22 protein-coding genes, 1 pseudogene and 1 riboswitch are annotated in these 22,773 nt (G+C 65.7%); of the genes and pseudogenes, 7 read left to right on the top strand and 16 right to left on the bottom strand.

The genetic code is table 11. The annotated features are described in order from the left end of the window. Nucleotides 1-10 precede the first annotated feature (10 nt). The 3 genes from QNN99_RS01365 to QNN99_RS01355 form a co-directional block, all read right to left on the bottom strand. Nucleotides 11-859 carry an exodeoxyribonuclease III gene (locus QNN99_RS01365; protein ID WP_229964629.1) on the bottom strand — a complete coding sequence of 283 codons (849 nt, stop codon included), beginning with the start codon at nt 857-859 and terminating at the stop codon, nt 11-13. 92 nt (nt 860-951) lie between these two features. Beyond that, a complete protein-coding gene (locus QNN99_RS01360; protein ID WP_229964628.1) occupies nt 952-1,467 on the bottom strand; it encodes a hypothetical protein in 516 nt (171 codons plus the stop codon). 112 nt (nt 1,468-1,579) lie between these two features. Next, the gene (locus QNN99_RS01355) at nt 1,580-2,332 is read right to left on the bottom strand and encodes an SDR family NAD(P)-dependent oxidoreductase (RefSeq protein ID WP_229964627.1); all 753 of its coding nucleotides are present in this window, start codon (nt 2,330-2,332) and stop codon (nt 1,580-1,582) included. Nucleotides 2,333-2,522: 190 nt separating this feature from the next. Between QNN99_RS01355 and QNN99_RS01350 the strand changes: the two genes are divergently transcribed. Continuing rightward, nucleotides 2,523-3,092, top strand: a complete 570-nt coding sequence (locus QNN99_RS01350) for an O-acetyl-ADP-ribose deacetylase (RefSeq protein ID WP_229964626.1) — start codon at nt 2,523-2,525, stop codon at nt 3,090-3,092. Here QNN99_RS01350 and QNN99_RS01345 read toward each other — a convergent pair. The 5 genes from QNN99_RS01345 to glyA all read right to left on the bottom strand — a co-directional run bounded on the left by QNN99_RS01345 (nt 3,055) and on the right by glyA (nt 8,087). Further along, nucleotides 3,055-3,867 (bottom strand): ABC transporter permease, encoded by an 813-nt coding sequence (locus QNN99_RS01345; RefSeq protein WP_229964625.1) that lies wholly within the window; start codon nt 3,865-3,867, stop codon nt 3,055-3,057. The genes QNN99_RS01350 and QNN99_RS01345 overlap by 38 nt on opposite strands. Beyond that, complete coding sequence (locus tag QNN99_RS01340) at nt 3,864-4,769, bottom strand: ABC transporter permease (protein WP_229964624.1); 906 nt, start codon at nt 4,767-4,769, stop codon at nt 3,864-3,866. The genes QNN99_RS01345 and QNN99_RS01340 overlap by 4 nt, the downstream gene beginning before the upstream one ends. Next, nucleotides 4,762-5,727 carry an ABC transporter ATP-binding protein gene (locus QNN99_RS01335; RefSeq protein ID WP_229964623.1) on the bottom strand — a complete coding sequence of 322 codons (966 nt, stop codon included), beginning with the start codon at nt 5,725-5,727 and terminating at the stop codon, nt 4,762-4,764. Before QNN99_RS01335 ends, QNN99_RS01340 begins: the two co-directional genes overlap by 8 nt. 78 nt (nt 5,728-5,805) lie before the next feature. Next, nucleotides 5,806-6,798, bottom strand: a complete 993-nt coding sequence (locus QNN99_RS01330; protein ID WP_229964622.1) for a bifunctional methylenetetrahydrofolate dehydrogenase/methenyltetrahydrofolate cyclohydrolase — start codon at nt 6,796-6,798, stop codon at nt 5,806-5,808. Between the two features lie 5 nt (nt 6,799-6,803). Next, nucleotides 6,804-8,087 carry a serine hydroxymethyltransferase gene (gene glyA, locus QNN99_RS01325; RefSeq protein WP_442860455.1) on the bottom strand — a complete coding sequence of 428 codons (1,284 nt, stop codon included), beginning with the start codon at nt 8,085-8,087 and terminating at the stop codon, nt 6,804-6,806. Between the two features lie 84 nt (nt 8,088-8,171). After that, a riboswitch (ZMP/ZTP riboswitch) is annotated at nt 8,172-8,259 on the bottom strand. 126 nt (nt 8,260-8,385) lie between these two features. Here glyA and QNN99_RS01320 point away from each other — a divergent pair. Next, entirely contained in the window at nt 8,386-9,462 is a 1,077-nt protein-coding gene (locus QNN99_RS01320; RefSeq protein WP_229964621.1) for an NAD(P)-binding domain-containing protein, read from the top strand. A 5-nt stretch (nt 9,463-9,467) separates the two neighbouring features. Here the strand turns inward: QNN99_RS01320 and QNN99_RS01315 are convergent, their stop codons facing one another. Beyond that, complete coding sequence (locus QNN99_RS01315; RefSeq protein WP_229964620.1) at nt 9,468-10,004, bottom strand: GNAT family N-acetyltransferase; 537 nt, start codon at nt 10,002-10,004, stop codon at nt 9,468-9,470. A 79-nt stretch (nt 10,005-10,083) separates the two neighbouring features. On the opposite strand from QNN99_RS01315, the gene purU reads away from it, so the two are divergent. The 3 genes from purU to QNN99_RS01300 all read left to right on the top strand — a co-directional run bounded on the left by purU (nt 10,084) and on the right by QNN99_RS01300 (nt 12,820). Further along, nucleotides 10,084-10,938, top strand: a complete 855-nt coding sequence (purU, locus tag QNN99_RS01310; protein ID WP_229965034.1) for a formyltetrahydrofolate deformylase — start codon at nt 10,084-10,086, stop codon at nt 10,936-10,938. Nucleotides 10,939-11,001: 63 nt separating this feature from the next. Beyond that, a complete protein-coding gene (locus QNN99_RS01305) occupies nt 11,002-11,526 on the top strand; it encodes a gamma carbonic anhydrase family protein (protein WP_229964619.1) in 525 nt (174 codons plus the stop codon). A gap of 238 nt (nt 11,527-11,764) precedes the next feature. Beyond that, the gene (locus tag QNN99_RS01300) at nt 11,765-12,820 is read left to right on the top strand and encodes a Gfo/Idh/MocA family protein (RefSeq protein WP_229964618.1); all 1,056 of its coding nucleotides are present in this window, start codon (nt 11,765-11,767) and stop codon (nt 12,818-12,820) included. A 34-nt stretch (nt 12,821-12,854) separates the two neighbouring features. Here the strand turns inward: QNN99_RS01300 and QNN99_RS01295 are convergent, their stop codons facing one another. The 4 genes from QNN99_RS01295 to QNN99_RS01280 are packed head-to-tail and all read right to left on the bottom strand — an operon-like array spanning nt 12,855 to nt 14,913. After that, nucleotides 12,855-13,046: a hypothetical protein gene (locus QNN99_RS01295; RefSeq protein ID WP_229964617.1), complete on the bottom strand. Its 192-nt coding sequence runs from the start codon at nt 13,044-13,046 to the stop codon at nt 12,855-12,857. A 54-nt stretch (nt 13,047-13,100) separates the two neighbouring features. Then, entirely contained in the window at nt 13,101-13,709 is a 609-nt protein-coding gene (locus QNN99_RS01290; protein ID WP_229964616.1) for a DUF3618 domain-containing protein, read from the bottom strand. Beyond that, nucleotides 13,706-14,125: a phage holin family protein gene (locus tag QNN99_RS01285; RefSeq protein ID WP_229964615.1), complete on the bottom strand. Its 420-nt coding sequence runs from the start codon at nt 14,123-14,125 to the stop codon at nt 13,706-13,708. Before QNN99_RS01285 ends, QNN99_RS01290 begins: the two co-directional genes overlap by 4 nt. Continuing rightward, entirely contained in the window at nt 14,125-14,913 is a 789-nt protein-coding gene (locus QNN99_RS01280) for a hypothetical protein (RefSeq protein ID WP_229965033.1), read from the bottom strand. Before QNN99_RS01280 ends, QNN99_RS01285 begins: the two co-directional genes overlap by 1 nt. 366 nt (nt 14,914-15,279) lie before the next feature. On the opposite strand from QNN99_RS01280, the gene QNN99_RS01275 reads away from it, so the two are divergent. Further along, nucleotides 15,280-16,749, top strand: a complete 1,470-nt coding sequence (locus QNN99_RS01275; protein ID WP_229964614.1) for a glutamate-cysteine ligase family protein — start codon at nt 15,280-15,282, stop codon at nt 16,747-16,749. A 184-nt stretch (nt 16,750-16,933) separates the two neighbouring features. Beyond that, a pseudogene (locus QNN99_RS01270) lies at nt 16,934-17,326 on the top strand (Hsp20/alpha crystallin family protein); the annotation flags it as partial. 266 nt (nt 17,327-17,592) lie between these two features. Here QNN99_RS01270 and QNN99_RS01265 read toward each other — a convergent pair. From QNN99_RS01265 to QNN99_RS01255, 3 genes are all read right to left on the bottom strand, one after another. After that, a complete protein-coding gene (locus tag QNN99_RS01265; RefSeq protein ID WP_284015433.1) occupies nt 17,593-18,813 on the bottom strand; it encodes an NADP-dependent isocitrate dehydrogenase in 1,221 nt (406 codons plus the stop codon). A 175-nt stretch (nt 18,814-18,988) separates the two neighbouring features. Further along, on the bottom strand, nt 18,989-20,602 hold the full coding sequence (gene purH, locus QNN99_RS01260) for a bifunctional phosphoribosylaminoimidazolecarboxamide formyltransferase/IMP cyclohydrolase (RefSeq protein WP_229964613.1): 1,614 nt from the start codon (nt 20,600-20,602) through the stop codon (nt 18,989-18,991). Between the two features lie 38 nt (nt 20,603-20,640). Then, nucleotides 20,641-22,314: an HNH endonuclease gene (locus tag QNN99_RS01255; RefSeq protein WP_229964612.1), complete on the bottom strand. Its 1,674-nt coding sequence runs from the start codon at nt 22,312-22,314 to the stop codon at nt 20,641-20,643. Nucleotides 22,315-22,773: the final 459 nt, after the last annotated feature.

Raw genomic sequence — 22,773 nt, 5'->3', positions numbered from 1 at the left:
GTGTTGACCCTCAGAACTGGTAGTCGACCACTACGGGAGCGTGGTCTGAGAAGCGGCTGTCGTAGGTGGCGGCCCGGTCGACGACGGCGGAGACGGCGCGTTCGGCCAGCCCGGGCGTGGCCAGCTGGTAGTCGATGCGCCAACCGCTGTCGTTGTCGAAGGCCTGACCGCGCCAGGACCACCAGGTGTACGGGCCGGGCACGTCGCCGGCAAGCTTGCGGGCCACGTCCGTGTAGCCGATCTCGTCGCTGAAGAACCGGTCAAAGTAGGCGCGTTCCTCGGGGAGGAAGCCGGCGCGCTTGACGTTGCCCTTCCAGTTCTTGATGTCCAGGGGCGTGTGCCCGACGTTGAGGTCGCCCACCAGCAGGACAAAGTCGCTCTGCTGCTTCAGAGCGGGCAGCCGCTCGGTCATGACGTCCAGGAAACGATACTTGTCGACCTGCTTGGGGGTGTCCACCTCGCCGGAATGGACGTAGGCGCTCACCACCGTCAGCAGCTTTTCGGCGCCGTCAACCGGCACCTTGAAGTCTGCTTCGACCCAGCGTCCGGAGAGCGCAAAGTAGTCGTCACCGATGTGCTCGCGGGTGGCCACGGGGGCGATCCTGGAGGCGATGGCCACCCCGGCGCGGCCCTTGGCTTCAGCTTCGGCGTGCAGGATGTGCCAGTCGTCGCCGAGAAGTTCCCGGACCACGGCGTCGGGGGCGCGGACTTCCTGCAGGCAGAGGATGTCGACCTCCCGCTCCGCCAGCCAGTCGGCCATCCCGCGCTTGTAGGCGGCGCGGATGCCGTTCACGTTCACCGTTGCAATGCGCAGCGTCTTTGCCGGACCGGCGGATTCTCCTGCTGATGCCAAACTCACGCGAATAACCATACTCCTCAGTAGCATGCGGTTCATCTTGGAGCGCGGGCCGCAGAGGGTCCGCGCGGGCGGTGCTGGGGCGGGGTGCGGTGCTAGTCCACCAGGGTGCCCTCGACCGGGCCGCCGTCGTCCTTCTTGATCATGGAGCGTGCGTTGTGGGAGGTAATCTCAATGGTTTCCAGGGCCCGGCTGACCTGGTCTTCGTCCTTGCCGAGGTTTTCCCGGATCACGCGGGACTGCACCTGGACGATTTTGAAGCTGTGGTCCAGCTTCTGGTCGCGGATGGTGGTGGCCTCGTCGACGACCTGCACGGCGGGAGCGCCGCCGGCCGCCCGGGTGAGGCTGTCCTGCGCTTCGGCAAGCTTCGCGCCGGCCTTGCGGGCAGCTCCGCGGACACTGAAGACCACGAAGGCAAACAGGCACAGCCAGCCCAGCGAGATGATGACGACCAGCCACCCCACGACGTCGTTCTCGTTCGCCGCAAACACCACGGCCACAAGGAACACAAGCAGCATGAGGGTCATGCCGAAGGTAGCCATTTTCTGGCTTACTCCACGGCGGGCTTTGGACGAGGGCTGCGGCATTTTGCCGTTGGGGAGCGACTGCATGGCTTCATTGTCTCAAACTCGGAGCCCAGCCGTTAAAACGTCCTCCCGAGGCGAAATCGAAGTACCCGAAGCCCCGGAGGTCCCTCGGCAAAACGGCTCGACGGCGGCCGGCCTATTGCGTGGTGTAGGCACCGTCCACTGCGTACTGGGCGCCGGTGACAAAGGCCGCGCGGTCCGACAGCAGGAACAGGACCACCTGCGCCACCTCGTCTGCGGTACCCAGCCTTCCCGCCGGATGCATTCGCACCAGCGCGGCGTAGACCTCCCCCGGCAGCGCTTCGAGCAGCGGGGTGTCGATGTAGCCCGGATGCACTGAATTGATGCGGATGCCCTGGTCCGCGTAACCCAGCGCGGCGGCGCGGGTCATCCCCGTCACCCCGTGCTTGGCCGTGACGTACGGGACGGCGGTCCCGGATCCGACCATGCCCAGGATGGAGGACGTGTTCACGATCGCGCCGCCGCCGGCCTTCAGCATTTCCGGGATCTGGTAGTACATCCCGTAGAACACCGAGTTGAGGTTGACGTCAATGACGCGCCGGTAGCCTTCGAGGTCTATTTCGGTGAGCAGGCCGAGCGGGCCGCTGATGCCGGCGTTGTTGAAGGCCAGGTGCAGGCCGCCGAACTCATTGACGGCAGTGGCCACCGCTCCCTTCACGTCCTCGGCGCTGCCGACGTCACCGACCGAGGGTGCTGCGGTTCCGCCGGCCGCCGAGATCTCGTTCACCACGGCCTGTGCCGCTTCCAGGTCGACGTCGTTGACCACCACCCTGGCGCCTTCCGCCGCCAGCGCGATTGCCGCTGCCTTGCCGATCCCCGATCCCGCGCCCGTGACGAGGGCGGTCTTTCCCGCGAATTGATCAGCCATGGCAAACTCCTCCGGTTCCGCCCGGTGCTGCGGGCGTGATGCTGGCGTGTGCTTCGGCGGTCCGGCACACGGCGGCGCCCTTTCGTCCCATGATCCCGTTCCGCCTGCGGTTGCGGAAGGCAGCGGCGCAGCTGCACCGGGTTCAGAGGGGAACTGGCGGGCCCGGCCGAACCGGTGGAAGACTGGCCGCATGCAGATTCACATCACCGCCGGAGACATTACCGCCAGCACAGCCGACGCCATCGTGAACGCCGCCAATTCCTCACTGCTTGGCGGCGGCGGCGTGGACGGCGCCATCCACCGCGCCGCGGGACCGGCCCTGCTGGCAGCCTGCCGGGAGCTGCGGTCAGGGACCTGGGCGCAGGGCCTGCCCACCGGCGAGGCTGCGGCCACCCCGGGTTTCGACCTTCCTGCCCGCTGGGTCATCCATACGGTTGGCCCGAACGCCCGCGCCGGGGAAACCGATCCGGCGCTGCTGGCCTCCTGCTTCCGGCGGGCGCTGGACATCGCCGAGGAGCTCGGCGCCGAGACCGTGGCCTTTCCCGCCATCAGCGCCGGCGTTTACGCCTGGAACCCGGCGACGGTGGCCCGGGTGGGGCTGAGCACGGTCCGGGACTATCCGGCCCGCACCGTTCGGTCGGTGGACTTCGTGCTCTTTGGCGCCGCCACCGAGCAGATCTTCCGGTCCGTGTGGCAGGAGCTGTCCGCTGCTTCAGGCACCGTTACTTCAGGAACAGGACCCGAAGACGCCGGGTCGTGACCACCAGCCCCAGCCCGATCATCACCACGAAGTACAGCAGGTGTCCCGCGGTGGACCAGGTCAGCAGCCCCACGCTGAGTTGGCGCATCATTTCCACCCCGTGCCACAGCGGCAGCGCCTGGATCACCCACTGGACGCCCCCGGGGTACACGCTCAGCGGATAGAAGGTCGCGGAGAACAGGAACATGGGCAGCATGACAAAGTTCACCCACTCCAGCTGCTGGAAGGTCTTCATGCAGCTGGTGATCGCCATGCCGAAGGAGGCAAAGCCGAAGGCCACCACCACGGCGGCGGGAATCATGAGCAGCGCCCAGGGAGAGGTCACAAGGCCCATGGCCGCCATGACGGCCGTGAAGCCGGTGGCGTACATGGCCCCGCGCAGCAGGGCAAGCAGGATTTCCCCGAGCGCGACGTCTAACGGGCCCAGCGACGTGGCGAGCATGCCTTCGTAGAGCTTGGCGTAATTCAGCTTGAAGAACACGTTCATGGTGGAGTCATAGACGGCACCGTTCATCGCGGAGACGGCCAGCAGCGCCGGGGCAATGTAGTTGGCGTACCCGATCTGTTCGCCTCCCGGGCCGGCAACAGTGCCAATCAGGGATCCCAATCCAATGCCCATGGCCATCAGATAGAGCACCGGTTCCACGAATCCGCTGATCATGATTGACCAGTTGCTCCCCCAGGTGGCTTTGAGCCCGCGGGCAAAGACGGCACGGATGTTGCGGGCATAGAGTGAGCCCAAAAAGCGGTCAGCCGGCTCCAGCTGCGTCGTCATTTTCCCAACCTTCGAGTGAAGTTCCGGCGCGCCAGGATCCAGCCGACCAGGGCCAGGAGCAGCAAATACGCCACGTGCACAGCGGTCAGCGCCGGCGGTTCGGCGTAGCCGTAGCTGAGGACCCGGCCGAGCTCGGTGGAGTGCCACAGCGGAGAAATCCAGCCGATCCAGCGGATGGCCCCGGGCAGGGCATCCAGCGGAAAGAAGGTGCCGGAGAACAGGAACAGCGGCATCACAATGAAGCGCTGCACCATGGCGAACTGCCCCTTGTCTTGCTCCAGCGACGCGCTGAAGGCCAGCAGGGGCAGCCCGAAGGCCACGCCGCCGAGAATCGCGGTGAAAATCATCAGCCAGCCGGTGCCCGGCTGCTCCACTGCGCCGAAGAGCAGCAGGAACACAAAGTACGGGGCGGTGGTAATCAGCATCCGGACCGAGAATCCGATCAGGTGCCCGTCCACCAGCTGGTTACTGGACAGCGGCGACGCGTTGGGACCGTAGTAGGTGCGTTGCCAGCGGAAGCCGCCCATCACCATGTAGGTGTTTTCTTCGGTCGACACCATGATGGCGGCGGTGGCCAGCAGGGCCGGTGCCACGAAGACGAGGTAGGAGACTGTGGTCCCGTTGCCGGCGTCGAACGCCGCATCGCCGCTGTCCACCAGCGACGCCAGCCCCACGCCCATGCCAAAGAGGTACACCAGAGGGGTGCCCACCGCCGTCATGAGCACGGTCCAGCCGTAGCCGCGCATGCGCCGGATCCAGTGCTCGGCATAGTAGATGGCGCCGAAGCGCTTCGCCCGGGCAGCTGTCTGCTCCGGGGTCAGCGGAGAACGCAGACCAAGCACGGCATCCCGGTTTGTCCCCGCTTCCCCCACCGGCGCGCCTGATGGCTGCCGCTCAGTCAACGAGGCTCCGTCCGGTGAGCCGGAGGAACACGTCCTCCAGGGAGGAGCGGCGCACCAGCGAGGTAATGGGGCGCAGCCCGCGGGAGCTGACCGCTTCCAGGGCGGCCTCGCCGTCGTCTGCGTAGATCAGGACGCGGTCCGGGAGGGTTTCGAGGCGGTCCCCGATTCCCTGCAGTTCGCCTGCCACCGTGGTGTTGCGCTCGGAACCAAAGCGCAGTTCCAGCACCTCCCGGGTGGAGTACTCACGGATCAGGGCGGCAGGAGATCCTTCCGCCATGATCCTTCCCTTGTCCACCACAACCAGGCGGTCGCAGAGCTGCTCGGCCTCGTCCATGTAGTGGGTGGTCAGGATCAGTGTGACGCCGGCTTCCTTCAGCCGGAACAACCGGTCCCAGAGGATATGCCGTGCCTGCGGGTCCAGTCCCGTGGTGGGTTCATCCAGCAGCAGGATCTTGGGGTCGTTGATGAGCGACCGGGCGATGGTCAGCCGCCGCTTCATTCCGCCGGAGAGGGATTCCAACTTGGCCTTGGCCTTGTCGGTGAGCTGGGCGAATTCCAGCAGCTCGTCCGCCTTGGGGCCCAGATAGCTCTTGGGCAGGCCGAAGTACCGGCCGTAGGCCAGGAGGTTCTCACGCACGCGCAGGTCTTCATCAAGGTTGTCCTGCTGCGGCACCACCCCCAGGTGGGCGCGCACCTCGGGTCCGTACCGGTCCGGGTCCAGTCCCATGACGGTGAGGTCCCCGGAGGAGCGCGATGACACGCCGCCGATCATTTTCATGGTGGTGGACTTGCCGGCGCCGTTGGGGCCGAGGAGCCCGAAGGACTCCCCCGCCGGGACGTCGAAGCTGATCCCGTCCACGGCGGCAAAATCGCCGTAGGTTTTACGGAGGTTCCGGGCGGAGATGACGGTTGAGGAGGCGGTCCTGGGGACAGTTGCGGTCGGTGTGATCTGCGGCACAGCAACAGCCTAGTGCAAAGATGAAGACCCCGCGGAACAGGGCGTCCGCGGGGCCTTCCGGTGGTGCTCGGGACGTGCCTAGGGAAGGATCCCGGCGGCGCGCTCCGCGGCCTCCACCACGTTGGAGAGCAGCATGGCCCGGGTCATCGGGCCCACTCCGCCGGGATTCGGGGAGATCCAGGATGCGACGTCGGCCGCTGCCTTCTCCACGTCACCGGTGAGGGTGGTTTTGCCGGTGTCCGGATCGGTGACCCGGGTGACTCCGACGTCGAGCACGATGGCTCCGGGCTTGAGGTCCTCGGCCTTGATCATTTCGGGGAACCCGGCAGCGGCCACCACCACGTCGGCGGCGCGCAGGTGCTCCAGCAGGTCCACGGTTCCGGTGTGCGCGAGCGTCACTGTGGCGTTGATCGGCCGGCGGGTCAGCAGCAGGCCCAGCGGCCGGCCCACCGTCACGCCGCGGCCCACCACGAGAACGTTCTTGCCGGTGAGCGAGATGCCGTTGCGCACCAGCAGCTGCACGATCCCGTGCGGGGTGCAGGGCAGCGGCGAGGTCATGGGTTCGCTGACGTTGAGGACCAGGCGTCCCAGGTTCACCGGGTGCAGGCCGTCGGCATCCTTTTCCGGGGCGATCCGTTCCAGGATGGCGTTGGTGTCGATCTGCGCCGGCAGCGGCAGCTGGACGATGTAACCGGTGGTGCCGGGGTCGGCATTCAGCTCGTCGATCACCTTTTCCAGGTCTTCCTGGCTGATGTCCTCCGGCAGGTCCCGGCGGACCGAGTTGATGCCCACTTGAGCGCAGTCCTTGTGCTTGCCGCCCACGTAGGAGTGCGAGGCCGGATCCTCACCCACCAGAATGGTTCCCAGTCCCGGAGTGATGCCGTATTCGTCCTTCAGGACCGCGACGCGCTGCGCCAGTTCGTCCTTGATGTCCTTGGCAGCCTTGCGGCCGTCGAGGATCCGGGCGGCGACCGGGGTGCCGAAGTCGGTCCGTTCCTTCTTCTCCCAGCCGAGGTTCACGCCGTTCTCCAAGCTGTCCTTCGTGCCTTCCATGTTGCTTCCCTTCTCCATGCTCGTTACCACTCTTCCTGTCCCGGATACAGCGGGAAATTCTCGGCCAGCGCGGTGACCCGCGCCCGCAGTGCGTCGACGTCGGGGGCCGGTTTCAGTGTCGCGGCAATGATCTCCGCCACCTCGGTGAACTCCTGTGCCCCGAAGCCGCGGGTGGCCAGGGCCGGGGTGCCGATCCGCAGCCCGGAAGTAACCATCGGCGGGCGCGGATCGAACGGTACCGAGTTGCGGTTCACGGTGATGCCCACGGAGTGCAGCAGGTCCTCGGCCTGCTTTCCGTCCAGCGCCGAGTGGCGCAGGTCCACCAGGATGAGGTGCACATCGGTGCCCCCGGTGAGGACTGACACCCCGTTTCCGGCGACGTCTGCGGCGTTCAGGCGGTCCGCAATGATCCGGGCGCCCTCGAGGACGCGTTCCTGGCGTTCCCGGAATTCCTCTGAGCCGGCAATCTTGAACGCCACGGCCTTGGCAGCGATGACGTGCATCAGCGGGCCGCCCTGCTGGCCGGGGAAGACGGCCGAATTCAGCTTCTTCCCGAACTGCTCCTTGGCCAGGATGATGCCCGAACGCGGACCGGCGAGGGTCTTGTGCACGGTGGAGGTCACGACGTCGGAGGCCGGCACCGGGTTCGGGTGCAGGCGGGCGGCCACGAGGCCGGCAAAGTGTGCCATGTCGGTCCACAGGAGCGCACCGACCTCATCGGCGACGGAGCGGAACGCGTCAAAGTCCAGCTGCCGCGGATAGGCGGACCAGCCGGCGACGATAACCTGCGGGCGCTCCGCGAGGGCCTGCTCGCGGACCTTGTCCATGTCCACCCGGCAGGTGTCCTCATCCACCCCGTAGGCGGCCACTTCGTACAGCTTGCCGGAGAAATTCAGCTTCATGCCGTGGGTCAGGTGGCCGCCGTGGGCGAGGTTCAGTCCCATCAGCTTGTCGCCGGGCGACATCATCGCGGCAAGGGCAGCGGCGTTCGCGGAGGCTCCGGAATGCGGCTGGACGTTGGCGAACTCGGCGCCGAACAGGGCTTTCACCCGCTGGATCGCCAGGTTCTCGGCGACATCGACGTGCTCGCAGCCCCCGTAGTAGCGGCGGCCCGGATATCCCTCGGCATATTTGTTCGTCAGAACGGAGCCCTGGGCTTCCAGGACTGACCGCGGGGCGAAGTTCTCCGATGCGATCATTTCCAGCGTGTTGCGCTGGCGGGCCAGCTCGTCGTTCAGGACGGCGGCGATTTCCGGATCGACGTCGGACAATTTGGCGTCAGTCACGGGCTGGGTGGACAGTCTCACAAGGATCTCCTGAGGAAGGGGTTCTATGGGTCAGGCTACCTGCCGGCACCCCCGGAGATCCGGGCATGACGAACAGAAGGCGTGACCGTCGGCCCAGGCGTGCGATCCGTGGTCTGTGGTGCTTCGCCGCTCCCTGGTGGTGACCCACCCAACGCCAGTTGCGACATATCGATCGTACCGGATGAGCGCTGCCGGATGCCGGTGCGGCGGAATAGGTTCCGGGGGCGGGCGGGTTGTACCAGGTGCGCACGGAGCGGAACCGAGCAGAACCAGTCGGAATTGACGAAGAGGGCAGGCGATGGGGCAGGACCAAGCGGACGGCGTCGAAGTGGAGGTCGCCGTCATCGGTGCCGGACAGGCCGGGCTGAGCGCCGCCTACTATCTGCAGCGCCGCGGCCTGGCGGCGGGGTCCGGTTTTGTCGTGCTGGATGCCAACGAAGGACCCGGCGGTGCCTGGCGCCACCGCTGGGATTCGCTGACCCTCGGCTCCGTCCACGGAATCCACGACCTGCCCCGTTCGCCGCTGGGCACCCCGAATCCCCGGGAACCGGCGTCGTCGGTCGTGACCCGCTATTACGGCGACTATGAAACCGAGTTCGGGCTGCACGTGCAGCGGCCGGTCCGCGTGCACCGGGTCTCCCCCGCAGGGAAGGGGAGGCTGCGCCTCGACACCAGCGGTGGCTCCTGGCGGGCGCGGGCCGTCATCAATGCCACGGGAACCTGGGACAAGCCGCACTGGCCGTCCTATCCGGGGCGGGAGAACTTCGGCGGAACCCAGCTGCACACCCACGACTTCAGCAGCGCCGCGGATTTCGCCGGCCGCCGCGTCCTGGTGGTGGGCGGCGGAACGTCTGCGGTGCAGTTCCTGCTGCAGCTGCACGACGCCGGTGCCCGCACCATCTGGTCCACCCGCAGGCCGCCCGACTTCACCGGCACGCCCTTTGACGCGGACTGGGGCCGGGACGTCGAGCGGCAGGTCAGCGAGCGCACACGGGCCGGGCTTCCCCCGCTCAGCGTCGTGGCCGCGACAAAACTGCCGCTGACCGCCGCCTATCAGCAAGGGATCGACGACGGCGTCCTCGTCTCCCGCGGTCCGCTTTCCCGAATCACCGCGGACGGGGCGGTCTTCGCCGACGGCAGCACAGCCGAAGCCGACGTTATTCTCTGGGCCACCGGGTTCCGTGCTTCGCTGGATCATCTCGCTCCCCTGCACCTGCGGGAGCCCGGGGGCGGCATCCGCATGGACGGTCCCCGCGTACAGAAGCTGCCGCAGCTGTTCCTGGTGGGCTACGGAGAGTCTTCCTCTACGCTCGGCGCCACCCGGGCGGGACGGGCGGCGGCGACGGCTGCACTGGAGCTGCTCGGAACGGGCTAGGCGGCTTACTCCACGTCCTCCCAGTCGAACCCCGTCAGGGTCCCCTGTTCCCAGTCGCTGCGCAGCATCGCGTAGGTGACCGAGGCGATCCGGCCGCCGTCGTCCAGCAGCCAGTCATCGCGGTAGTGGGCTTCCTTCAGGAACCCCGATCGGAGGAAGGTCTTGCGCATGGCCGTGTTGTCTTCACGCGTCCGGCCGGCAAACCGGTTAGCCGCCGGCCGGTCGGCAAAGACCAACCCGGTCAGGGCCTGCAGCACCGGCACCCCTGCGCCGTGCCCGCGGGCTTCCTCCAACAACCGCAGGTCGAAGGTGGGGCACTGGCTTTCCAGCCGCTCCACGATGACCAGGCCGAGCCGGCGGTTGTCGCCGTAGACCCAGTAGGTGCAGACGCCGTCGGCTTCAAAGCGCCCGTCCACAATCAGCTGACGCACCAGCTCCTCGGAAGGCGCCGTGATGCGGTGGTACGGAAAGCTGTTGGTGGTCAGGAACTTGACCAGCTCTTCGTCGTCCCTGTCAGAGAGCGGCATGAAGGTTACGTCCATTTTCTTAGCCTAAGGGAGCCCCTGTCCGGCAGGTAACCTTGAAAGGGTGACTGACTTTCCCACTCCCCCTGCCACAGCCATGGCCCCCGCCGCTTCCGCCTACACGCTCACCCTGTCCTGCCCGGACCAACCGGGCATCGTGCATGCCGTCTCCGGCGGCCTCGTCGCCGCGCGGGGAAACATCACTGAATCCCAGCAGTACGGCAGCGCCGAAACCGGAACCTTCTTCATGCGCGTGGACTTCACCGCCCCCGGCACCCGCGCGGAAGTCCGGGAAACCCTGGCGCCGGTGGCCCGGGCCTTCGGCATGGAGTGGCAGCTGTTCACCGCCGGCGCTCCGGTGCGCACCCTGATCATGGCCTCCAAGTCCGGCCACTGCCTGAATGACCTCCTCTTCCGCCAGCGTGCCGGAACCCTGCCGATCGAGATTCCGGCGATTGTGTCCAACCACAAGGACCTCGCCGGGCTGGCCGCCTTCTACGGCATCCCGTTCCACCACATTCCGGTAACCCCGGCCGGCAAGGAGGCGGCAGAAAATGAACTGCGCGGCCTGATGCAGGACCTGGACATCGAGCTGGTGGTGCTGGCCCGCTACATGCAGATCCTCAGCAACGACCTGTGCAGTGATCTGTCCGGCCGGGCGATCAACATCCACCATTCCTTCCTGCCCTCGTTCAAGGGTGCCAGGCCGTACCACCAGGCACACGCCCGCGGAGTGAAGCTGATCGGCGCAACCGCGCACTACGTCACCTCGGACCTGGATGAAGGACCGATCATCGAACAGGAAGTTATCCGCGTGGACCACGCCCGCTCCGCCCCGCAGCTGGCCGCACTGGGCAGCGACGTCGAAGGCCGGACGCTGTCCAAGGCCGTGCAGTGGCACGCCGAGCACCGGGTACTGCTGGACGGGAAGCGGACCATCGTCTTCAACTGACACGGCGGTCCGCCCGGCCCCGCCGTCACCGCTCCGGCGGCGGGGCCCGGCTAGGCTGACCGGATGGCACACGTTATTTCACTCCGGGGCAAGACCCCGGACATCGACCCGTCAGTCTTCCTCGCCCCCACCGCCTCGCTGATCGGCGACGTCGTCATGGGCCCGGGATCCAGCGCCTTCTACGGAGTCTGCGTCCGCGGAGACTCCAATTCCATCCGCGTCGGCGCCGGCAGCAATCTGCAGGACAACGTGGTGCTCCATGCCGATCCGGGATTTCCCACCACCGTCGGCGAGCGCGTCAGCATCGGCCACAACGCCGTGGTCCACGGCTGCACCATCGAGGACGACTGCCTGATCGGCATGAGCGCCACGGTCATGAACGGCACCGTGGTGGGTACCGGCTCGCTGGTGGCCGCCGGCGCCGTCGTCCTGGAAGGCACACTCATCCCGCCGCGTTCCCTGGTCGCCGGGGTGCCCGCCAAGGTCCGGCGCCAGCTCACCGATGACGAGTTCGACGGCGTCCGGGCCAACGCGGCGAACTACCTCGAGACGGCGGCCGCGCACCGCGAGGCGTTGCCCACGGTCTGACTCCGCCGGCTTTGCACACCTGGCGGGCTGGGCCGGGGCGGCTTTTTTCCGGGCTCCGGCCCCTGGGTTGGAGCAGCCCCTAGGCGCGGTGCGGCATGGACCCTAGAGTGAGAAACGCACTTGCGAGTGCTTCTCAGAGAAGAGGACCATGAACGCCCCGCACATTCCCACGCCGCCGTGTGTATCTCCGGGGGCACCGAGCCCGGTTCGGAAAACCGGAAGAACGCTGAGGTGGGGTGTGGTCGCGACGGGCAATGTCGCCGCCAAGGTTACCGAGGACATCGCCCGGCTGGAGGACGCTGTGCTGCAGGCCGTAAGTTCGCGCGGCGAGGCCTCAGCGGTGGAGTTCGCCGATCGGTTCGGATTTGCGCGTGCGTGCTTCGACACCGAGCGGGGCAAGGGGTACCGCCAGCTCGTGGACGATCCGGAGGTTGATGTTGTCTACGTGGCTGCCCCGCACGCGCAGCACTATGAGATTTCCCGGGCTGCGCTGCTGGCCGGGAAGCATGTGGTCTGCGAGAAGTCCCTGACCATCAACGCCCGGGAGACGGAGGACCTCATCGGGATCGCGGCCTCCCGCGGGCTTTTCCTGATGGAGGCCGTGTGGACGCGGTTCCTGCCCTGCGTCAACCGGATCTGGGAAATCCTGGCCAGCGGCGAGCTCGGTGACGTGGGCTGGATTCAGGCAGACCTGGGCTTCCCGGCTGCCGGCAGTCCCGCCGGCTGGTGGGACCCGGAGGCCGGGGGCGGAGCACTGCTGGATCTCACCGTTTATCCGCTCACGCTGGCCGTTGGCGCCTTGGGATTTCCGGAGCGGGTGTCCGCCGTCGGAACCCTCACCGGCGACGGCATCGACAAGCAAAACGCACTGCTCCTGACGTACTCCTCCGGTGCCGCTGCCCAGCTGATGTCGTCATTGGTTTCCTCGGGTACCCGCACTGCCACCATTTCCGGAACCAAGGGGTGGCTGCGGACCGGGGCGCCGCTGCACAACCCGGTGGAACTGACCGTTTCGCCGTATCAGGGCGAGGAACGGGTGGAGCGGTTTCCGCAGGTCGGCAACGGCTACACGTACGAGCTGCGCGAAGCCACCCGCTGCATTCAGTCAGGCCTGCCGGAGTCCCCCACCATGAGCTGGGACCACTCGCTGCAGACAATGCGCCTTTTTGACAACGCCAGATCCCAGATGGGTGTGCGGTATCCCGCCGACGACGTCCGGCCGGCGAGCAGCGGCCCAACCGGGCCCCGAGCCCACAGGAAAGCGGTCCCGCGAGATGCAGGACCGCTTCCGTAGATCGGTGTAATTTCGGTTTTCGGTTACGGTGCAGTTAGCCGCCGAGACCGCCCAGGCCGGGAATCTTGCCCAGCAAGTCCTTGGGGTCAATCCCGAACTTGCTAAGCAGGCCCGAGTCCTTATCCGTGTCCACCTGATCCGGCAACTCCGCCTCAGCCTGTCCGGCCTTGTCGTCGTCGCCGCGCTTCTTGATCAAATCGATGATCTGCTGCTTGCCAATTTCCATTCGAATCTCCTGTTCAGGTCATGAGACTTCGTGGGGTGTGGCGGAAGGGAAAACTCAGGCTTTCCGGACGTTGTCCTGTGCGTCTGAGGCCTTGCCCTTCACATCATCGGCAGCGCCCTGGCCTTCCTGCTTGACGTTCTGAGCCGCTTCAGCAGCCGTTGCCTTCACGTTTTCCATGGCTTCCTGAGCCGGCTCCTTGAGGCCCTGCGCCATTTCCTTGGCTGTGTCGGTGACCTGGGAGGTCAGCGGCTCGGCCGCGGTCTTGAGGTTGTCCGCAGCTACGCGTTCCTTCTCGCTGGCGGGGATCAGGGAGGCTGCCAGCAGCCCCGCGCCAAACGCGATGAGCCCTGCGGCGATGGGATTGCCCTGCGCCTTGGCGGTGAGTTTCTGCGGCGCTTCACCTGCTGCGGTGCCGGCGCGTGAGAGACCGTCGGAGGCGGTGCCCGTGCCGGTCTGAACCTTGTCAGTCATAGAATCAGCTGCTCCCATCACTTTGTCCTTTACGTTGTCCCTGACACCAAACACGGCGTCCTTCACCTTGTCGGTCTGCCGCTGGACAATATGGGACGGGGTGACTTTGTCCGCTACGGCGTCTACGTTGCTTCCGAGGCGGCGGCGGGTCTCTTCAATGTCTGCTCGGATAGCGTCGGGATTGTCGCTCATCGTGGGTCCTCATTCGGTTTAAGGGTTCCGGGAATTTCCTGCAGGGTCTCCGACGTCTGAGGCATGCCTCGGACCTTGCGCATTTCAGTGCGGCCACGCATCGCCAGGACAGCGGCAATAATCGCCCAGATCACAGCGACCACGAGCCCTGACCAGCCCAAGCCGATCAGGTGCCCGAGGGCCTGCCAGAGCGCGATCGAGAGGAACAGCAGGACGAAGTAGCCGGCCACTGCTGCACCGGCAAACATCCCTGCCCCCTTGCCCGCACGGGTGGCAGACTGCTTCAGTTCGACCTTTGCCAGTTCCACCTCCTGACGCATGAGGGTGGACATGTCCGCGGTTACTTGCCCCAGCAGGTCCCCAAGGGACGTACTCTCAGCCTTTGTCGGGGGCGGTTCAGGGATTTCGCTACTCATCAGTGCTGGCCACCGCTAAACGGATCGCTGCCCCGGGTTCCCGAAGCGGGCAGCTGGTCATCCGAGGAGGGCGGACGTCCCGCGGGAAGCGTGGGTTCCGCGCCAAACGGATCGTTGGCCGCTCCCCCTGCGTTCACGGTGCCCGTGCCTGTGTAGGTGGGCTGCTCGGTCGGCGCGGGCGGGTAAATGGTTTCGGGCGTGGTCACCGTGCCGGTCCGCGGGGCGGCCGGTGCGGCGGTGGCCGCGCCTGCGGGCAGACCTGCACTCAGGCCCTTGTTCAAGCGCCCGGCAAGGAAGCCTGCACCTGCGGCGAGGGCGAGGAAGGCAACCGGACGCTGCCGGGCGAAGCCCTTGACCTCTTCGACCAGGGAACCGGGGTTGCGGCTGTCGAGCCATTCGGCCACTGACGAGGAGCGTTCCGCTGCCTGACGGACCAGGTCCGAAGCGACTCCGGGCTGATCCGAGTTATCAGCCATCGACTGCAGCTCGCCCGCCACGGACCGGAGTCCTTCGGCGACCTTCTGCTGCTGGGCGCCCGCCTGGTCGGTGAGGTCGCTGCGGGCCTGGTTAAACAGGTCCTTGGCGTTGGCCGTCACTTCAGAGGCGACGTCGGCGGCCTCGGACTTCGCTGTTTCGGCGACATGCTGGGCGCTGCCGGCGGCGTCCTGCGCAAGCCCTGAGGCCTCGTCCTTAGCTGCACCGGCCTTGGCGGACTTGGTGTCGGATGAACCGCCCTGGGGTGTGGTCGCTGCATGGCTTCCGTCTCTGGGCCACTCGTTTTCCGTCATCGTCACTACTCTTTCCTGAATCGTTGCGGATGAAGAATCAGAATCCTGTGCCGCTGGGAATCAGCTGCACTGTTTACACGATAATAAGCACACTTAGTACGCGTTCGTAAAGTCGTAGTAAGTACACTTACAATACAGCCCGGCCGTCCGCCCGGACAGAGCAGCGGGGCACCGCGGCCGGCCCGGTAATGCACCACCGCTTGTGCCACTGCAGCCGACGCTGTGGATCCGCAGGCCCCGTGCGGCGTCCGGGCCGGTGGCAGCAACACGCTGAAGCGTCTTTTTGCCTCGCCGGCGCCCGTCATTTTCAGTTTTGCGGGCGGGGCACGCTATACATCCCTCGGCGCCCATGGTTATCTTCAGACGATGGGCGCCGAAGTTAACAGCAAAACGTACAGCCGGGAGCAGCGCACGCGATACCGCCAGCGCCTGCTCGAAAACCTCGACCGGTTTGCCGGTTACCTTTCAACGGCAACATTCGCCGACACCGCCAGCATTGGCCTCGAGCTTGAGCTGAACCTGACCAATCAGGACTTCTCCCCGGCACTCCGAAACACTGCTGTTTTGCAGCAAATTGCCGATCCGGCCTTCCAGACCGAGATCGGTGCGTTCAACATCGAAATGAACCACCCTGCCCTGGCCATCGGCGGCCGTGGCCTGCGGGATCTCGAAGATTCCCTGCGTTATCAGCTAAACCGGGCTGACACCCGCGCTGCCGAAGTGAACACCGAAATTCTCATGGTCGGGATTTTGCCCACGCTCCAGCCGGCCCTGCTGGAGGACAAGGAGTGGCTCAGCGCCGGCAAGCGGTATGCAGCCCTGAACACGTCGGTTCTCCAGGCGCGCGGGGAAGATGTGCACGTGGACCTCCGCGGAGCGGAGCCGCTGTCGTTCTACGCCAAGAACATTTCCCCCGAGGCGGCATGCACCTCGGTGCAGCTGCATCTGGAGGTCAGTCCGGAGGACTTTGCTCCGGCGTGGAACGCCGCCCAGATCATCGCCGCTCCGCAGATTGCCCTGGCAGCCAACTCCCCCATTTTCTTGGAGCACATCCTCTGGCACGAAACCCGGATTGAGCTTTTCAAACAGGCCATTGACACCCGCCCGCCGGAGATGAGGAACCAGGGGGTGCGACCGCGGGTATGGTTTGGCGAACGGTGGATCACCTCGATTTTTGACCTCTTCGAGGAAAATGTCCGCTACTTTCCGGCGCTGCTGCCGGAGCTGTCCCGCAGCAGCGGAGGCTCCACTGCCGCCGGAGCGCCGTTGCTCCCGGAATTGCGCCTGCACAACGGAACGGTTTACCGCTGGAACCGGCCGATCTACGACCCCGGCGAACATGCCCCCAATCTGAGGCTGGAGAACCGGGTCCTGCCCGCCGGGCCGACGGTGCTGGATGTGGTCGCCAACGCAGCGTTCTTCTACGGCCTGGTCCAGTACCTGCGGACCGCTGACCGCCCGCTTTGGAGCCGAATGGCTTTCAAGAGCGCCGCGGACAACTTCCTGACCTGCGCACGCTTGGGACTGGAGGCTACCCTCTACTGGCCGGGCATCGGTGAAATACCTGTCGCAGAACTGATCATTCGGCATCTGATTCCTCAGGCGGCCTCAGGGCTCCAGGAGCTCGGCGTGGACGACCAGCTGATCGGCCGCTATCTGGACGTCATCCGGGAAAGGGCCCGCACCGAACAAAACGGAGCATCCTGGCAGATCGCCTACCTGCGGCGACTTGAGAGCCAGGGCATGGAACGAACCGCTGCCCTGGCCGAAATGTCCAAGCGGTACTGGGAGAATATGCACACCAATGCCCCGGTCCATGAGTGGCCGGTGGACTGACGGATCCGAAGAAAAAAATATTGCCTCTCCGGGCCCAAAAACTCCTCCAGGTTCTGGCACTCACATATGCCGAGTGCTAATCTAATTTCATTCTTGAGCCGAGACGACTCAAGTTATCGACCGTTCTGAAGTTCCGAATATCGATTCGCCTGCCTTGCAGGTGGGCGTAAGGAGTTGATGACAAATGGCCATGAAGTTCGATCCATTCCGAGAGCTCGACCGGATGGCAGGAGCCCTGCTTGATCCCCGGCAGCGGCTGCGGCTGATGCCCATCGACCTCTACCGTGAGGGCGACCACTACATCCTGAATGCCGATCTTCCGGGCATTGATCCGGGTTCCGTCGACGTGGATGTGGACGGCCAGTTGCTGACCATCCGGGCTGAGCGCACCATCCAGGCGGCTGACACCGTCACCTGGCTGACCCGGGAACGTGAGTCCGGCTCGTTCCTGCGCCAGCTGAACCTCGGTCAGGGAATCAATATTGAGGGCATCTCCGCCAAGTACGAGAACGGCGTCCTCAGCGTACTGATTCCGGTCAGCGAACGGGCGAAGCCGCGCAAGATCGAGGTGTCTTCCTCCTACAAGGATTCGAATACCATCAGCGGCCAGTCCAGTTCCGAATCGGTGAGCTCCTCGGCTTCCAGCAGCTCCGGTTCGGGGGGATCCGGCTCCGCTTCGGGCAGTTCCGGCTCCGGCTCCGGGTCCGGCTCTGGTTCCGGAACCGGACCAGCTTCCTCCGGCGACCAGGGTTCGGGCATCTAACGGACCGGCTTTAACGACGGCGGCGCCCCACCCTTGTCAGGTGAGGCGCCGCCGTCGTCGTGCGTTGAAGCGTCCGGAGCTTAGCCCAGGCGGGTCTTCAGGTTGGCATCGAGCTCAGCGAGGAATTCCTCGGTGGTCAGGTATCCCTGCTCCGGGCCGACCAGGGCCGCGAGGTCCTTGGTCATCTTGCCGGACTCGACGGTCTTGATGACAACGTCTTCGAGGGTTTCAGCGAAGCTGATGACCTCGGGGGTGTTGTCCAGCTTGCCGCGGTGCATCAGGCCACGGGTCCACGCGAAGATCGAGGCGATCGGGTTCGTGGAGGTGGGCTTGCCCTGCTGGTGCTGGCGGTAATGGCGCGTGACCGTGCCGTGTGCTGCTTCGGCCTCGACGGTCTTGCCGTCCGGGGTCATCAGCACTGAGGTCATCAGGCCGAGCGAGCCGAAGCCCTGCGCCACGGTGTCGGACTGGACGTCGCCGTCGTAGTTCTTGCAGGCCCAGACGTAGCCGCCTTCCCACTTCATCGCGGAGGCCACCATGTCATCGATCAGGCGGTGCTCGTAGGTGAGGCCGGCTGCTTCGAACTGGTCCTTGAACTCGGCGTCGAAGACTTCCTGGAACAGGTCCTTGAACTGGCCGTCGTAGGCCTTCAGGATCGTGTTCTTGGTGGAGAGGTAAACCGGGTAGTTCCGCTGCAGGCCGTAGGCGAAGGACGCCCGGGCAAAGTCGCGGATGGAGTCGTTGAAGTTGTACATGCCCATGGCCACGCCGCCGTCGTCACCGTAAGTGACGACCTGGGTCTTGATTTCTTCCCCGCCGTCCTTCGGGGTGTAGGTCAGCGTCAGCGTGCCGGCACCGGGAACCTTGAAGTTGGTTGCCTTGTACTGGTCGCCGTGTGCGTGGCGGCCAATGATGATCGGCTTGTTCCAGCCCGGCACCAGGCGCGGGATGTTGGAAATGATGATCGGTTCGCGGAAGACAACGCCGCCGAGGATGTTGCGGATGGTCCCGTTCGGGGAAACCCACATCTTCTTCAGGCCGAATTCTTCGACGCGGGCTTCATCCGGAGTGATGGTTGCGCACTTGACGCCCACGCCGTGTTCCTTGATGGCGTTTGCAGCATCAATGGTGACCTGGTCATCAGTGGCATCGCGGTTCTGGATGGAGAGGTCGTAGTACTTCAGGTCTACGTCGAGGTACGGGTTGATCAGGCGGTCCTTGATGAACTGCCAGATGATACGGGTCATCTCGTCGCCGTCGAGTTCTACAACAGAACCCACAACCTTGATTTTCTCAGCCACACGGTCTCCTTGTGTGTTGGTGGGCGCCCGTGCATGCCGAATGGCATGACGGAGCCCGTCTTTTTGGTCTGTATTTGTGTCCAACTATGCCACAGCCCACTCGGGCCGCCCTAAACTCCGGGACGGCAGATGACTCGCGCGGTCCCGGAGATCAGCTGCCGGCGGGGTGCGGCTCTTAGTGGAAGAAGTGCCGGGCGCCGGTGAAGTACATGGTCACGCCTGCAGCGTTGGCTGCTTCAATGACTTCACTGTCGCGGATCGATCCCCCGGGCTGGACGACGGCGCGGATGCCGGCATCGATGAGGATCTGCAGTCCGTCGGCAAAGGGGAAAAAGGCGTCCGACGCCGCCACGGAACCGCTGGCGCGGTCCTCGTCCGGGCCGCCCAGGCTGTTGGCGCGCTCGACGGCGAGCCGGCAGGAATCCACCCGGTTGACCTGGCCCATGCCCACACCTACGGAAGCACCGTTCTGCGCCAGAAGGATGGCGTTGGACTTGGCCGCGCGCACCGCCGTCCAGGCAAAGGCGAGGTCGGCCAGAGTAGCCTCGTCGGCGGCGCTGCCGGACACCAGGGTCCAGTTCTCGGGGTTGTCCCCTTCGGCCTGCATCTTGTCGGACTTCTGGATCAGCATGCCTCCCGAGACCTGGCGGAATTCTGCCACGTTCCGGCCATAGCCTTCCGGCAGCGTCAACAGGCGGATGTTCTTCTTCGCTGAGAGGATTTCCACGGCCTCGGGCTCAAAGTCGGGGGCGATCACCACTTCGGTGAAGATGTCCTTGACCGAGGTGGCCATTCCTGCCGTGACGGTGCGGTTGGCAGCGATGACGCCGCCAAAAGCGGAAACCGGGTCACAGGCGTGGGCCTTCGCATGCGCGTCGGCGATGGGATCGGCTGCACCAGGGGAAGCTACCGCCACACCGCAGGGATTTGCGTGCTTGATGACGGCGACGGCCGGCAGGTCGAAGTCAAAGGCCGCGCGCAGGGCGGCATCGGCGTCGACGTAGTTGTTGTAAGACATCGCCTTGCCGTGCAGCTGGTCGGCCTGGGCAACCCCGGGCAGAGCACTCTTGTCCACGTAGAGGGCCGCGTCCTGGTGCGGGTTCTCGCCGTAGCGCAGCACTTCGGACCGTTCCAGAGCCAGGCCGGTGTAGGCCGGCCAGCTGGAGCCTTCCTCAGTCCCGTCACCGAACTGTTCCGCGGTCCACGCGGCAACCGCAGTGTCGTAGGCTGCCGTGGAGGCAAACGCTTCGGCGGCCAGGCGGCGTCGCTGGTTTAGATCGAAGCCACCCTCTGCGGCAGCCGTAACCACTTCGGCATACTTGTCCGGGTCCACCACGACGGCCACCGATGGGTGGTTCTTGGCAGCGGCGCGGACCATGGACGGTCCGCCGATGTCGATCTGCTCGACCACCTCGTCCTGGCTGGCGCCGGACTTCACGGTCTGGACGAACGGGTAGAGGTTTACGACCACCAAATCGAAGGGTTCAATTTCCATTTCCTCAAGCTGCGCCACGTGATCCTCACGGCGGCGGTCAGCGAGGATCCCGGCATGGATACGCGGATGCAGTGTCTTGACCCGACCGTCGAGGCACTCGTTGAATCCGGTGACATCGGCTACCTCGGTCACCTCGACTCCGGCTGCGGCAATCTGCTTAGCGGTGGATCCGGTGGACACGATGCTCACTCCGGCAGCAGCCAGGCCCTGCGCGAGTTCCGTCAGACCCGTCTTGTCGTAGACCGAGATCAGGGCCCGGCGGATAGGAACACGGTTCAGCGGCTGTGAGCTCACGCAATTCTCCAAAATGAGGGGGTGTCGATGGCTTTAGTTTAGGTCACACGACTGTCTCGGGCAGAGTGTGAACTCCTCCGGCTGAGTGTGAAGCTGGAAGCTGTGCTGGCTTCACCGGTGCCGGGAGACCTCGCGATTGGCGCAGTGGAAGCACGGGAAGCAGTTGATTCCGGGAGTTGCGGCGCCGCGGACCGGTAGGTGTGTCCGGTAGGAGTGATCGTGTCCACTGTGTGGCGGTCCGGTTGGCGATCCCCGACCGCGTTTGCGCTCCAGCCTGGTGCTTCCTTGGCCTGGTTGCAGGCCTCGCAGAGTCCCTGAATATTCTCGGCACTGGTTGGTCCGCCCTCGCGGACGGGCGTGATGTGGTCGTAGTGCCGGATCGGTGCTCCGCACCACGGAGTCCGGCAGATCTGGTCGCGGGCTGCGATCAGCCGGGCCAGGCCGCCGGGTACGAGCCGTGCCCGGGAATCCATCGCGGCCAGCTGCCCGGAGTTCGGTGCGACGTAGAGCCGGCGGAGCCAGACTTCGGTGCGCGGATCCGGCCGCCGCGCCACCGTACCCCAGCCGGCTGTGGCGCCGCCCGGATCACGGGCCCAGTTATGGGCCTGGTTGGGGGCGGGACCACGGGCCGGATTAGGGGCGGGACCACGGGCCTGGTCCTTGTCCCCGGGATCCGGGCTGTCCGGGATGGGATCGTCCGGAACCGGGTTGGGACCGCGGATCAGGTCCCGGGCCCACTGCGCGGGAACGATTCCGTATCCGGCCAGCACGGCCGGTTCGGCTCCGTCGGGCAGGAATGATTCCGTTTGCTTGCCACAGCTCGCGGTCCCGGGGTCTTTGGTGTCCGCAGATGTCCTGGCAGCGTCCAGCTCCGCTGCCGTGTCCGCGTCCGTATCCGTATTTGTGCCCGCGTCTGTGCCTGTGTTTGTGCCTGTGTATGTGTCTGGCGGCAGGATGCCGTGCAGCAGCGTCCGGTCCGTCATGATCAGCTGCACCTCGACCCGCACGTCCTCGGCCCGGGCCTGTCCGGTGGTGCGTTCCACGAGGGTGTCGGCCATGATCTGGCCCTTCGTCCGCGGGTCCCCGGACGCCCGCAGCCGGTCCGCGTCCCGGGTTAGCGCCGCGAAGACGCCCACGCCCTGGGCAACCGGCAGCAGCGCGGTCAGATAGGTCATGGTGTCCGGGGCCGGACGGCAGGACACATACCGTTGGGAAACGGCATGCGCGGCACGGTTGACCACGGCATGCGGGTCCAGGCCGTAGGACAGGGACTTGATCCGGGCGATCAGCTTCCGGTCTCCGAGCTGTTCCAGTTCCGCGGTGTTCCCGGCGATCTGTTCATCGACTTTCTGCCGGTCGGCCAGGGTCAGGCAGGCGGTCTCGCGGACCAGGAGCGTGGCCCGCCACTCGTTGATCACCCCGGTGGAGAGGGCGTGCAGGGTGTGCGGCATTTCGGTGGTCAGGATCCTTGCCAGGCCCAGCAGTTTGGCACCGTTATGCGGAGAGTCCCGGCGCGCCAGGGCCAGTTGCGCTGCCACACCCCGACCCAGCTGCTCGGCCTTCAGACCGGCCCGGGCCTGGGCGCGGCGGGTGGAAGCGTCAAAGGCCGCCGCGGCCTTGGCCTGGGCGGCGGCGATGACGCACTTCAATTCCTCCAACGCCCGGATCTCGTTGATCAGGCAGACCCGCTCCGCAGCCTCCAAATCCTCCACACCCCTGGCGACTCCTGTTGCGGCTCCTTTCGAAGCCCCGGAGGCCGGCAATGGCGCATTACTCAACGCGTTGGAAGCGTCGGGGCCGGGAGCTCGGCTGTCGTCTTTGGCAGCTCTGGAGTAGTACATGTCTTCTATTTTAGTGGCGTAAGGCACATTCTCAGAGGCTTGGCATTACTGGAGTTGTACCCGTAAATACCATTTTTGGAGCTGGTGAGGCCGGCAGTCACCAGCTGCGCCGTCGCCCGCCCGACGCCTCACCGCCGTCACCGCCCGCCCGACGCCTCACCGCCGCCGCCGTCGTCGTCGTCACCAGTCGTCACCACCCCACCCCGCCACGCACCCAGGACCTTCATCAGGGAGGACCTTCGCGATGCCTGGCCCCACAGATCTCCACCGGTACATTCCCCGCGAGCGGCTCGACATATTCGCCCTTGAGACACGCGATTTGCATGACCG

It is taken from the genome of Arthrobacter sp. zg.Y820 (genome assembly GCF_030125555.1).
Lineage (GTDB): Bacteria > Actinomycetota > Actinomycetes > Actinomycetales > Micrococcaceae > Arthrobacter_B.
Note: the sequence above shows the minus strand (reverse complement) of the source record. Positions and strands in the feature narration are given on the sequence as shown.